The 14,160-nt window shown below is 39.6% G+C and carries 8 protein-coding genes; all 8 read right to left on the bottom strand.

The features are described 5' to 3' along the window. Positions 1–97: 97 nt before the first annotated feature. Positions 98–652, bottom strand: a complete 555-nt coding sequence (locus tag Q4567_RS07325; RefSeq protein WP_216046594.1) for a cell division protein ZapC domain-containing protein — start codon at positions 650–652, stop codon at positions 98–100. Positions 653–711: 59 nt separating this feature from the next. Next, on the bottom strand, positions 712–1,722 hold the full coding sequence (gene pyrD / locus Q4567_RS07320) for a quinone-dependent dihydroorotate dehydrogenase (RefSeq protein WP_303499921.1): 1,011 nt from the start codon (positions 1,720–1,722) through the stop codon (positions 712–714). Between the two features lie 79 nt (positions 1,723–1,801). Continuing rightward, entirely contained in the window at positions 1,802–6,640 is a 4,839-nt protein-coding gene (locus Q4567_RS07315; RefSeq protein WP_216046592.1) for an NAD-glutamate dehydrogenase, read from the bottom strand. A gap of 251 nt (positions 6,641–6,891) precedes the next feature. Beyond that, on the bottom strand, positions 6,892–9,207 hold the full coding sequence (locus Q4567_RS07310) for an RND family transporter (protein ID WP_216046591.1): 2,316 nt from the start codon (positions 9,205–9,207) through the stop codon (positions 6,892–6,894). Then, positions 9,204–10,235 (bottom strand): YCF48-related protein, encoded by a 1,032-nt coding sequence (locus Q4567_RS07305; protein WP_216046590.1) that lies wholly within the window; start codon positions 10,233–10,235, stop codon positions 9,204–9,206. Before Q4567_RS07305 ends, Q4567_RS07310 begins: the two co-directional genes overlap by 4 nt. A gap of 62 nt (positions 10,236–10,297) precedes the next feature. Further along, complete coding sequence (locus Q4567_RS07300) at positions 10,298–11,665, bottom strand: DUF1329 domain-containing protein (protein WP_216046589.1); 1,368 nt, start codon at positions 11,663–11,665, stop codon at positions 10,298–10,300. Between the two features lie 12 nt (positions 11,666–11,677). Next, positions 11,678–13,756: a DUF1302 domain-containing protein gene (locus tag Q4567_RS07295; protein WP_216046588.1), complete on the bottom strand. Its 2,079-nt coding sequence runs from the start codon at positions 13,754–13,756 to the stop codon at positions 11,678–11,680. A 178-nt stretch (positions 13,757–13,934) separates the two neighbouring features. Beyond that, the gene (locus tag Q4567_RS07290; RefSeq protein ID WP_216046587.1) at positions 13,935–14,156 is read right to left on the bottom strand and encodes a DUF2835 family protein; all 222 of its coding nucleotides are present in this window, start codon (positions 14,154–14,156) and stop codon (positions 13,935–13,937) included. Between the last annotated feature and the right edge of the window lie 4 nt (positions 14,157–14,160).

Genomic DNA, 14,160 nt, shown 5'->3' with positions numbered 1-14,160 from the left:
TACCAGAAAATAAAATCTCGGCGATTATACGGGATAAAGGCAGAGGGTATAAGGGTTATTATTGAATAGCGGATTATATTTGTATAAAAAATGAAGATTAAAAATAAGAAAAATTGTCTGATTGTTCGTCGCTGTCATCTTCAAGTTGCTCTAAGCTCAACAATCTATCGGACAGCACATTTATTAACGAAAACTGACTATGTACTTTATTATCGGAGGTTGTAAACTCTTCAGATAAATTTAAACACAATACTGAACTACCCTGTTGTTGCAGAGTAAGCATCAGGTAACTTTCACCATTGCAGCTTAACCAAGCCAGTTGCTGCTCTTCACTATGCAAACAACAACTATTTTTTTGGTATAACCAGCTTTTGTTTAAAACCGGTTTATGAAAGCACTTCGCAGCAGTTGCGTTTAATGCAATTTGAGTCTTCACACTATCTTCGAAGGGTACATTGGAGTTATTTACCGCTTCAAGTGATTCAATGAAACATTGAGAATGCTGAATTTCAAAGTACAAATTCTCTGGAATCAGCTTTAACTGAGAATCCAAATAAGCAGTTTGAAACGATAATCCAGCATTTAACTCAATCATCAAAAAATGTGACTGTTTATCTATAAACCATTTCCAATGACCTGATGGCAACAACATAGAATATAAACTTCAGTAAAGGCTATTTTATCTAGTGTGAATTTATCACAATTACAGCCTTATACTAATCCTTTCACTATTTGTTTTATCAGTGGAGGTCCCTGATAAATAAAGCTGGAATATATTTGAACTAAACTGGCTCCCGCACTTAGTCTCTCATTTGCAGTAGCACTAGAATGAATCCCACCTACGCCAATGATAGGCATTGCACCATCTAAGTATTGCGCTAGTTTCTTAGTTATATGCAGGCTCTTATCAGTTAGCACTTCTCCACTTAACCCGCCAGCTTCTTTTGCATAGCGCAAGCCTTCTACAACAGAACGATCTAGCGTGGTATTGGTGGCTATGACCCCATCAATTCCGGTTTTAACTAAAGATGCAGCAATGCCCTGCACTTCCTCATCGGTTAAATCAGGCGCTATTTTGACCACAAGTGGCACATATTTACCGTGAAATTGGGATAATTGCTGTTGTTCATTTTTTAGGCCCAACAGTAAGTGATCTAATGCTTCACCATATTGCAACGATCTTAACCCTGGCGTATTGGGAGAAGAAATATTAACTGTGACATAATCTGCATAGGCGTAAACTTTTTTCAAACAGATTAAATAATCATCTAGGGCGTTCTTTTCTTCTGTTTGTTTATTTTTACCAATATTAATACCTAAAACCCCATCATATTGGGACTGTTTCACCTGCTCAACTAGATAATCAACACCTTTATTGTTAAATCCCATGCGATTAATGATAGCTTTCGCATCAGGCAATCTGAACATGCGTGGTTTTTCGTTACCAGGCTGTGCTAGAGGGGTTACGGTGCCAACTTCGATAAAGCCAAATCCCATGGCAGAAAATGCATCAATACATTCGCCATTCTTATCTAAGCCTGCGGCAAGGCCTAATGGATTTTTGAAGGTTAATCCTAAACATTTAACTGGATGGTCTTCTACCGTCTGCTGATAGGTTAGCTTTAATAAATTATGTTGAGAACGTTTCAAATAGTTTAACGTGAAGTCATGACTCCATTCTGGGTCACATTGAAATAGTGCTTTTTGCACAAGTGGATACATAAAAAGACCTCAACAAAAAGCCCTGATTAGCAGGGCTTTATTATTAAAAACAACTGGATATTAGTTTACCAATACCCCATTAACTGCTCGCGTTTATGCTAAGCAACATCAATTCTCTTAGTGCCACAGAGAATTTAGCAAATTCATGAGAATTACTGGTTTTGAATTCTGACATCATATGATACCAGCGTTCCAACAATATGGTATTGTTCTCCATCCATTTATTCAAAATTTCTTCAGGATCATTGTTATCTGGTGCACCTGATAACAATACAGTAGTAAGCGATCGTTGCTGCCAATCTAACTCTTCACGATAAGAGGCTCTGGCGAGTGCTTGCCAATGGTTGCTTACTGTTTGGTTGTTAATTTGATCAAGGAACCAATGTAACTGCAATTTTGAACCTAAATTGAAGTATAAGCTTGCTGCCACATCCAATTTTCGGTTTTCTGATTGGGTCATTTGGGCCAAATCTAAACTGCAGAACATATTGCTCAAACTAGCGACTTTGTAGGCAATATTTTTAGGAACACCTTGCGCTACATAATCTGAAGTGGATTTTTCCAATTGGCTATATTCTGTATCAACTAAGTAGTTTTCTAAGTTTTCACTTAACGCGCTAAAAGTAGAAACGTACAAGTTAACTGACTCGGTGATAGACAGATTTTTTTCACCGTGGCGCAAGAACCAACGTGATGCTCTGCGCATTGTTCTACGCATTAGATCGAGCATTCCCAATTGGGTTTTTGCTGAAACCTTGTTGTCTAAACTTTCTATTTCTTGCCACAATGCATCGATACCAAATACAGCTTTAACAACCGAGTATGCCGTCGCCACTTCTTCCACTGCAGCACCGGTTTCTTCTTGCATCCTAAACACAAAATTAAGCCCCATATCATTAACCATATTGTTGGTTAATTTAGTGGCGATAATCTCAGCTCGCAGCGGATGGAATTCCATCTGCGGTACAAACCTGTCTTGCAGTTTCTGCGGGAAGGCACTAACCAGTAATTGCTCATGGAAAGGATTGTTAGTGATCTGTTCGATATTTAACTTCTGTTTTAAAACCATTTTGCCGTAAGCTATCAATACCGATAGTTCTGGTCGTGTTAAGCCTTTACCCAAAGCTTGTCTATCCGATAATTCATCGTCAGATGGAATAAATTCGAGTTCTCGATTTAACGCCCCTTCTCGTTCTAAACCATGTATGAATCGCAGTTGCTCTTTAAGTAGCGTAGGACCGCCATATTCAGTAATGGATATTGATTGAGTTTGACGATAGCAATCTTGTATCACTAACTCGGCAACATCATCGGTCATAGAGTAAAGTAACTCATTGCGTTGTTTACTGGTTAAATCACCGGCGCGAACCAAAGCATTCAGTAAGATTTTTATGTTCACTTCGTTATCTGAACAATCAACCCCACCTACGTTATCGATAAAGTCGGTATTTACCCTACCGCCTTGAGATGCATATTCGATTCGGCCCATTTGGGTTAACCCTAAGTTACCCCCTTCACCAATAATTTTGGCGCGGACATCTTTACCATTTACGCGAGTATCATCATTGGCGCGGTCCCCAACTTCACTGTGGGTTTCTTTGCTACCTTTGACGTATGTTCCAATCCCGCCGTTCCAAATCAAATCAACCTGCATTTTTAATGCATTGTGAATAAGTTCATTAGGAGTCATAGCTGCCTGAGTCGTACCTAACCATTTTTTCATTTCATTGGTTAATTTGATCGACTTCGAGGCGCGACTAAAGATACCGCCGCCTTTAGAGATTAGCGATTTATCGTAGTCATCCCAGGTCAGAGATGGATTTTCAAACAAACGTTTTCGTTCTGCATAACTGTTTGCGGTGTTTGGATCAGGATCAAAGAATATGTGTAAGTGGTTAAACGCACAGATTAAACGTGTGTGTTTTGATAACAACATTCCGTTACCAAACACGTCACCTGCCATATCGCCGATGGCAACACAGGTAAAATCAGTGGTTTGACAATCAATATCAATTTCACGGAAGTGACGTTTTACTGATTCCCATGCACCTCTAGCGGTAATACCCATCTTCTTGTGGTCGTAACCGATACTGCCACCTGAAGCAAAGGCGTCACCAAGCCAAAAATTGTATTCATCGGAAATGCTGTTCGCAATGTCAGAGAAGGTCGCCGTTCCTTTATCTGCCGCCACAACCAAATAAGGGTCATCTTCATCAAGTCTAACCACATTTTTAGGCGGTACGACTTCACCATCAATAATGTTGTCAGTGATATCTAATAGGCTGCGGATAAATATGCGATAGCAAGCCTGCCCTTCTTTTTGAATCGCGTCTCTACCTTGATCCATGGGTAAGTTTTTACAAACAAATCCACCTTTAGCGCCCACGGGTACTATTACCGTATTCTTAACTTGTTGGGCTTTAACCAATCCAAGTACTTCGGTTCTAAAGTCTTCTCTTCTGTCAGACCAGCGCAAACCGCCTCGTGCTACTTTGCCACCGCGTAAATGCACACCTTCAATTCGAGGGGAATACACAAATATTTCATATTTTGGCAAAGGAAGAGGCATGTCTGGAATTAATTCAGGCAGCAACTTAAATGACATATAAGGTTTTTCGTTGCCATCTTCATCAGGTTGATAGAAGTTGGTTCGCAAAGTGGCCAAAATCATGTCTAAATAACGGCGAATAATTCGATCATCATCTAGATTAGATACTTGGTCTAGGCGCTCTTTAATATCACTTAAAATACTGTCGTTTTTCTTTTCACTGCGTTTTTTATTTGGATTGAATCTATTGGCAAATAATTCAATTAGTTTTTTTGCAATACTTGGGTAATTAGCCAGTGTGTTTGCCATGTAAGTCAAACTAAACGAACTTCCGGTTTGACGCATATATTTTGCGTAGGCCCGCAATATAGTGACGTTCCGTCCGGTTAAACCGGCACCTAAAACCAACCTATTAAATGGGTCGTCTTCTAAGGTGTTGTGCCATACTTTGGCAAACGCATCTTGAAACAATGCTTGCGCTGCTTCCATGTCTAAGTTTTGACTATTACTGTGCAGCATTGAAAAGTCCATAATCCAATGCACATCGCCATTTTGGCATTTTATTTTATAGGGACTTTCATCAATTACCCGCAAACCAAAGTGTTCAAGCATTGGCAATACAGCAGACAAATGAATGGGTTCCTTACGGTGAAACAGTTTTAGTTTAACCGCTTTAGAGTCGTGACCTTCTTCTTGAGGTCGATAAAACAACATATCCAGGGTATGAGATTCGGTAAGTTGTTCAAGCTTACTGATATCGACTAATGCAACGCTTGGTAAGTTTTGTTCTGTATAACTGCGAGAAAATGCATTACCGTACATTTGTTCTATGGCTTTACCAGCTGCTTCACCATAGGTTGCGCTAATAGAAGCTGCCAACCTGTCATTCCAACTTTTGGTTAGCTCGATAATATTCTTTTCAATTTCCTTCACATTAAATTCCGCATTGTTATCTTTCACTCGTGCAATGTAGTGAGTACGCGCATAAACAGACTCAGAAAAATAAGTAGTAAACTCTACTTGTTCTGTACTATTAAAAGACTTTTGTAATAATTCTTGGGTCTCTTTACGTAACTGCGTGTTGTAGCGTTCCCGCGGAACATAAACCATACAACTAATAAAACGACCAAATGCATCTTTACGTACGAATAATTTAGATATTCCACGTTCCTGCATTTGAAAAATGCCCAATATTATCTTGCCTAACTCTTCATCATCACCTTGTAGCAACTCGTCACGAGGATAAGTTTCGATAATATTGACGAATGCTTTGTACGCGTGTGAGTTTTTATCAAAACCGGAATGTCCACAAATGCGTTCAATTTTGCGTTGTAAAACAGGCAACTGTGTAGCGCTGCTATTGTAGAATGAAGCTGCATACAATCCTAAGAAGCGGTGTTCGCCAATTACATTACCGGCCTTGTCGAAACATTTAATACCTACATAGTCCATATACGCGGGACGACTTACTCGCGCCCTGCTGTTGGTTTTAGTTAAAATAAGCGGGTTTTTACTTAATGCTTCTTTTTGCGCCGATTGTGGCATATTAGATAAAATTCTATCGCGGTCGCTTATTGAATTTTTCATCAAACCGAGACTGGTTTCGTTTTTAGGCGTCCAACGATGATCACCTTCGATAGCGTTTACGTCATAGTAGCGATAGCCCATTAACGTAAAGTTATGATCATTTAACCAAGTTAAAAACTCCATGGCCTGAGTTTGTTCGTCTTTGCTGACGGGGCAATTTGATGAAGGAAATTCATCAATTATGCTGTTTAATTTGTCGCGCATTGACTCCCAATCTGAAACCGCTAATGATACTTCACCGACCACAGACAGTAGTTCACTGGTTAGTTTATTCAGCGCTTCTCTAGTGACTTGCCTATCAACTTCAATTAAAAAAACAGTTTCACGTATTTTTTGCTTAACTCGGCTTTTGCTAGATAAAAATGTATCTACTTCACCTTTATCATTTCGCTTTAGACTAATAGGACTATGTAACAATAAATGTGAGGTTATATTCAGGCGATTTAGAGTCATCCTGACAGAATCAACTAAAAACGGCATGTCCCTAACAATGATCTCAACGATAGTGTGAGAGGATTGCCAACCGTGTTTAGATATTTCTGGATTAAACACACGAATTTTTGGCTGTTGACCGTCATATTTAACAAACTCATTCCACAGACTTAATGTCGCACCATATAAATCGCTGTCATTGCGATTTTCTAAGTCGTCTATCGAAATATTCTTAAATAGTAAACGAGAAAATTGCTCCACTAATTCGGCATTGGATTTATCGATTTTTTTATTAATCAGTTTAAATACGTTTTCTAGCAGTACTGAATGTTGGCTATTGGCAACCGTCATTTTATTACCTTGTAATGATAAAAGTGCTAATTTTTCTTAACACAATAAATAGGTTCTTTTTAGATTAGTCAAAATGCTGAGATATATACAGTTTTTGACAATTTAGTTGCTCTATTTTCGCTAAAAATTGAAGCCTTTAAAAGGATTAAATTAACTATAAATTTACAATAAATATAAATATGCAAGGAATCTAATTAAAAAAGGGCCGAATGGCCCTTTCATTGAAGTTTAAGCAAATAATTATGCAAAAATTATTTTTGTTTTCGCCAGAAAACAGCGGCTAAAGCCGGTAAAACTACGATAGCACCCAACATATTTACGACAAACATGAAGGTTAATAGTATACCCATATCCATTTGGAACTTGAGAGAAGAGAATACCCAAGTACTCACACCTACCGCAAGCGTAATACCAGTAAAGAGAACGGCACTACCTCTTTCTTTCAATGCTTCAAAATAAGCCTGTCTAACCGGCATGCCTGATTTGAGCTTAATGTTCATGGTCGATAATATGTAAATACCGTAATCCACACCAATACCTACACCTAAAGCAATGACCGGTAATGTAGACACAGTAAGTCCAATTTCTAAAAATGTCATCAATGCCTGGGCTAATACTGAAACAACATACAGAGGAATAACCACTGACATTGTAGCCCGTAAAGAACGGAAGCTCAGTAGACATAAAATAATCACTGCACCAAACACATACATCATCATTGGATTCTGAGCATCATCGACAGCTTCGTTTTTAGCCGCCATTACGCCAACAGGGCCAGATGCCAAACTAAATTTAAGCTCATCTGTTTCGTAATCCTGTCTGAAGACTTTAACCGCATCAACCACGCGTTTAATGGTTTCTGCTTTGTGATCTTCCATAAACAAGATGATCGGCATAACTGAACAATTAGTATTGAGCAAACCAGAAGACGTTGGGATTTGTGCAATTGCCTGCACCAAGGTTTGCTGATTACGCGGAATAACACGCCATTTAGGATTACCTTCGTTGTAACCTGCGTTGACTAATTTCGCCACCGATGGGAGGCTAACAGTTGATTGTACTCCTTCAATGTTGCCCATTTTCCACTGCAATTCATCAATCGCATTCATTACTTCATAGGAAGTACATGCCTCAGGCGTTGTTTCTACTAAAATGGAGATGTAATCGACACTGATGGCGTACTTATCGGTTATCAAAAATGTATCTTGATTGTAGCGACTACTTTCGTGCAGCGCAGGCGCACCTGCATGCAAGTCACCAATTTTCATTTTTGACGATTGAAGCCAACCAAATACAAACAAAACGGCGGTCACAATTAAGATTAAATATGCCACTTTAGGAGTCGAACAATGAGCAATCGTATTCCAAAATTTATCGGAACGATTTTCTTTGTTCTTAAATTTGTTTTTATATGAATCACTAAATTTCACATAAGACATCAGCACCGGCAATAGGATCAGGTTGGTCAATATAATGACTGCAACACCCAAACTAGCGGTTATTGCTAACTCTCTGATGATACCAATATCGATCACTAACAGGGTCATAAAACCGACGGTATCAGATAGCAACGCAATACCACCAGGAATCAGTAAAGTTCTAAACGCACTTTCAGCTGCAAATAGCGCAGTTCCGCCTTCAACAACACGTTTGCCTACTGCATTAATCATTTGCACACCGTGGCTTACGCCTATGGCAAAGACTAAGAATGGTACTAAAATCGACATAGGATCTAAGCCAAACCCTAGAATGGTTAGCAAACCTAATTGCCAGACAACGGCTATCACTGAACACAGTAAAGGCAATATGGTGAGCATGATTGATTTGGAAAAGAAATAAACCATTACGGCAGTAATTGCTAATGCAATGGCAAAAAACAACAGTACGTCTTTGGCACCATTGGCAACATCGCCAATCATTTTGGCAAAACCAATTATATGAATAGTGGTATTTTCGTTTTCGAATTTACCCCGTAATTGCTCTTCTAATTGATCAGCCAGTACTAGGGTATCTAATTTTTCGCCCGTTGCTGGGTCAATATTAAGTAACTGCGCAGAAACCATGGCACATTTGAAATCATCTGAGACCAATTGCCCAACTATGCCGGCCTTATCGATGTTTTGAGAAACTAAGGCTAACGCGTCTGGGTTTGTTGAATCAAAGTCTGCAGGGATCACTGGACCACCAGAAAACCCACCTTCAACAATTTCAGTAAAACGAGTGGAGGACGAAAATAATGATTTAACTAAAGAACGTTCAACGCCGTTAATGAAAAACAACTGGTCATGTACGTTTTTCAGCGTATCGAAGAATTCGGTGTTAAAAATATCACTATCTTTATCACATACTGATACCAATATACTGTTAGCACCGCCAAAATCTTTAGCATGCTTCATATAGTTGACCATGTATTCATGATTCAACGGTATATTTTTAGTGAAGCCTGCGTCTAATTTAAGTTGCGAAGATTGGTAACCTAAAAACGCAGTGGTTAACGCAAACAGTATTATTACAATAATCCGATTTCGAAAAATTGTGTTTACACAAAAATCTATCAATTTAGTCATAGGTCTTTACTAATTCCTTCGCAAACTGACTCGCCTTCGTTATACAAAACACTTTTAATTCCTTCAGCTGTGGCCAAAAGAATATGGTTTTGAAAAGAAACAGCAGCATTTATCGCTTTGCCATCATCAAAATGTGCATTTGAAACATTTGTATCATCAACACACACAACGTTACCGCTATTACCCATCGCCACAAACTGGGATTGAGAAATAGGCATAATCACATTTAATGAGGAAGTTATCCCTGAGTGGATGGTCATCCAGTTTCCATCATTAGCAGTCATTCTGAAAATGTTGCCACGCAAACCAACTGCAACAATATCGCCATTATTCAACTGCTGTATATCGAAGAACGAACCATAATAGTTTACGTCCATACGCTGCCAAGTGTGTCCTTTGTCTTCGCTTTTAGCCAATAACCCAGACTCCCCAGCAATATAAATGACATCATCAACCACTAATATTTTATTTAGGTGAGGTAAAATAGAGACCAATTCAGATTGATAAAACTCTTCATCTTCTAAGCGAATTTCTTCTAAATAGTCAATATCATCTGGATGGAGGAAACCCTGGTGAACTTCTTTTTTCCAAGTAACTCCGCCATCAACGGTGCGCATGAAAGTGCCGTATGCACCAATGGCTAAACCTTCTTTAACATCTAAAAATGTTACATCTAAAAGTGGTTTCTCCAACTCCGGGGCAAACATTTGAATTTCCCAAGGTTGGCCTTTTTCCGACTGATGTAAAATGACCGCATCATGTCCCACTGCCCATAATTTATTCTCAATGGCAGTCACCGCGGTAAGAGTAGATAAGGTTGGAATTGCTTGCTGTTGCCATTTTTCACCATCCTCTGAAATCAGAACATGGCCACGCTCGCCAACAGCGACAATGCGTTGCGCGGTTTTAGTGACATCTAATAATAGCGATTCTTTTGCTAAAGGAGCCATATAAGACTCTTCAGAAGACGCTGAGAATGCACTTAAAGAACTCACAAACAAAATTGTTAAAATTTTACTTCGATTCATTTTCTTCTTTTCATCTTCAGTTACAAAAACGGCTGGCAGAGCCAACCGTTTTTTTTTGCTAGTTAGCGTATCCCTTCTCGCCTAAGGGCTTGGGCGGTAAACTCTTTCTCACTAGGTCTAACAGAGAAATCGTAGACTTTATCTTCATTATCAAGTCCTAATGCCAAATAACGTCTTGAATTAAGATCATGATATACATCTAGCGTAGACCAATGTGTGGGAACATCGTAGTAATTTAATCCATGAGCAACTGCTACCTTGTACAAATCGCCACGGTTGTCATACATATCCACGACTTGTACTTGCCAACTATCTTCGTCAATGAAAAATACTCGTTTAGAATATACGTGACGGAAACCTTCTTTTAAAGTAGCTTCAACAACCCATACACGGTGTTTTTCATAACGAGTTAAATCAGGATTGATATGTCCAGGTGTTAAAATTTCTTCGTACTTCACTTTATCACTATGCAGCGCATAGCTATTATACGCGACGTACATTTCTTTTTTACCTTTTAATTCCCAGTTATAGCGGTCAGGTGCACCGTTAAACATATCGAAATCGTCGGTTGTACGCAATCCATCTGACGCAGTTCCTGGCGCATCATAAGCAATATTAGGTGCCCGTCTAACACGACGTTGCCCTGTATTGTACGTCCAAGCTTGACGTGGCTCACGCACCTGATCCATGGTTTCATGCACTAACAATGCTGTTCCGGCTAAACGAGCTGGTGAAGTAATCGACTGTTTGAACTTCATTAACATGTTGTTTTCTAACAGTGCTTCAGGTGTTGCATCACGTTTTGCATATTCAACTAATAGTATTTCATCGAATCCTATTACCGTGTAATCACCAGAAGCTGTCGGTGCTGCTTGCCCACCATTTCGTTCAATGCCTTCGCCACGAAAACGTAAAATATGGTTCCAAATTGCTTCTACACCCGTTTGTGGAATTGGAAAAGGTACACCAATAGCGGCATTCTTTATTCCGTTTCCGCCTTGCACTAGCTCCGCCCGTGATGCGTTCGCTTTAGCAGCATCGTAAACATATTGAGGGTTAGAGGCAGTACGACGAGTTTGATATACGGGCATTTCGTATGTTTCTGGGTAAGTTTCAAAAAGTTTGATTTGCCCAGCACTCAAAAAGTCAGCATATTCTTTGTAATTTTTACCTGTAATGGTAAATAAAACCTTATCTCCTGGAAAAGGGTCAGGATGAAAGTCTCCCGGTGTATAACCTGCAGGAGGTGTTGTAATTCCACCATCCCAAGCTGGAATGCTGCCATCAGCATTACCCGCTTTTTCTCCGCCAAGTGGCGTGAGTTCAGTGCCAAGTTTCGCTGCTTGCTCTTGAGATACTTTCGCATGAGCAAACGAAACACTTAGTGCCAATGCCAAAGCAGAGGTTGTTACTACTAAATTCTTAATCATTTCGTTTTTCTCTTAAATCGAGTATTTAAAGTTGACTGAAACAAAGTCGCGATCTGAAAGTGCGTTCGAATTACCGATTCCACCCCAGAAACTGCTGTACCCTACCGCAGCTGAGAATTTACTCAAATAATCAAACTCGAAAGTTAAATTAGCTGATTTCACATCTTCGGTGAACAGGAACAATGGATCAGGTGTTGTACCCTCTACGTCATGAGAGAATGTCGCCCGTGTTCTGAGGTTTACTCCGGAAAACACGTTATTGAAGTCCGCTACCGCTAAGATCCGATATCCCCAAGCATAATCCGTTGGAAATGGATTTGTTTCAGGACCATTTGACAATCCAATGTGTAGACCTTCTCGGGTGGAAATAATATTACCACTTTCATCCCGTAAAGGCTCTAACGAAGGTGTTCTTGATGTGCCAGGTCCATTTAATCGTATAATGCTTGGATCAGGCATATCTTCAATGCTCACATAGCCTACTTCACCAAGTAATATTAAATTATCGGTTCCAAAGGCTGGCCCAAATACATGGGTTGTAGTTAATTGCATCTGAATAGTATCAGATAACACAAAACCTTCTGCTGTTTCGCCAGGACCAACCGAGCGACCGATATTACCCATCTGCGAGATACCCGCAAAATCTGGGCGTATACCTGCATTTGCCAACTGCTCAGGCATCGCGGTGTAAAGTAGTTCTACATCATCAATTTGTAATGGTTCATCAACACGATAAGCGATTTCACCAGCAACAGCAGTTTCACCAACGTTGGTGTTAAAACTGAAACCATACAACTTAATATCTTCAGGATACATAAATTGGCTTTCTGTGAAGGCGTCTAACGAGGTAATGTTGTCACGTGTGATTTCATTAGCGGCTAAGTAAGCAATATCTTGTGCAATACCTTCGGCAGTAAAATCGGATGTTGTACCGGAAATTAGCGGACGCTGACTATGGTAATTTATATGATAAATACTGAATTCCGTATCATTTAAATCAGCAGAATAGTAAGACATTTTAAAACCGTATTGACCTTGGTCATCGGCGTCGGTATGAGCTGCGTCACTATATCCTCTTACCGCTACTTTAGTAGGATAAGCCAAATAAGCAGCTGCAATTTGAGTCGAATCAGCACCGGCCAATAATGCCGAACGTAATCCATTTAGGCTCTCTAATAAGAAATCTAAATTAATATCTGGGTTACCGCTGAAGCCCAATTGAATATTTTGAGCCTGCCCGCCCTCACCTGCAAAATCATTAGTCGCAAAGTAACTACCTGCTTGCGGTAATCTACTGCGCTCCCACTCATACTGATAATACATCGACATACTTAAGTTTTCGGTTAAACCGAAGGAGGCGAAAACCATGCCGACAGGAATGAAAACTTCTTTTAGCTCTGCACCTGGAGCTTGTGCACGAGTCACATCCACAGGGTTAGTGGTGTTTATACCGTGTTGGATGAAAGTACTTTCCCCCCAACTAACTACCTGGTTACCAATACGCAAGGTGACAGGTACGTCACCAATATCGAAGTCCGCATAGAAAAATGCGTCTAACAATCTTACATCTGAACATAATTCTTCTGATGCTTGAGATGCAGCACATGGATCTTGGGTTTGACCGGTAATCGGATTCGCCCAATCTCTAGAGCTGTCGTTTAAAGCAAAATCGTAAAAATAGAGTCCGCGAGCAAAAAATCCCATATTGTCATAACGGATATCTAATTCATGGGTGCCTTTGAAAACCGTCGAAAAGGCTTCACCTTTATCAAAATTTAAATTTCCTAAGTCACCATTTGTTGAATAAGAGCCATCAGCGCTTGCCCACACATCAGATGATGGATAAATAACATTGGTAGCCGCATTATAACCTGTCCAATCAAAATTAGGGTGATTGCTGTTACCAATCAAAGAAAAGTCCCGCTCTTCAACTCGAATGCTCGTTCCTAGCGAAAAGTTTGAGTCAAAGTTTACTGACCAATCTCCACTCTCCCATGACGCGGCGTAAAGATTTGCGGAAGTCATAACAGAAACGGCGGCTATGCTAAGTGCAAGCGGTGACTTTTTAAACTTCAAAGGTCCACACTTCATATTTTAGTTCTCCCTAGTCGTCAGAAAATACAGACGACGTTTATTTAGTAGCAAATTATTCACAAAATCATTACATCATTTCGACCTGATAGCAAGAAGAAATCGTACCAGTTAACAATTTGTAAAAATCTACCATTTTCAATAGGTTGAAAATCAATCAATCGTTAACAAGGGTAAATTAGCTCACTTTTTCAAATGAAAAGACTTTATTTTCAGGAGTAATTATAAGACGAAAACGCCCATTTAACCCGAGTCGGGTTACAAATGGTCGTAAATTAAAGGTGGGAAGTTGAACACTCTCGCCGTTCTCAGAATAAAGAATAACGGCATTATTAGATGATAGATAAAGCTTCTCACACATTTCGTAAGAAGCTTTTAAATTAAAATAATATGTTCGCATAGTG

This window comes from Aliiglaciecola sp. 2_MG-2023, assembly GCF_030548145.1.
In the GTDB taxonomy this organism is placed as follows: domain Bacteria; phylum Pseudomonadota; class Gammaproteobacteria; order Enterobacterales; family Alteromonadaceae; genus Aliiglaciecola; species Aliiglaciecola lipolytica_A.
Note: the sequence above shows the minus strand (reverse complement) of the source record. Positions and strands in the feature narration are given on the sequence as shown.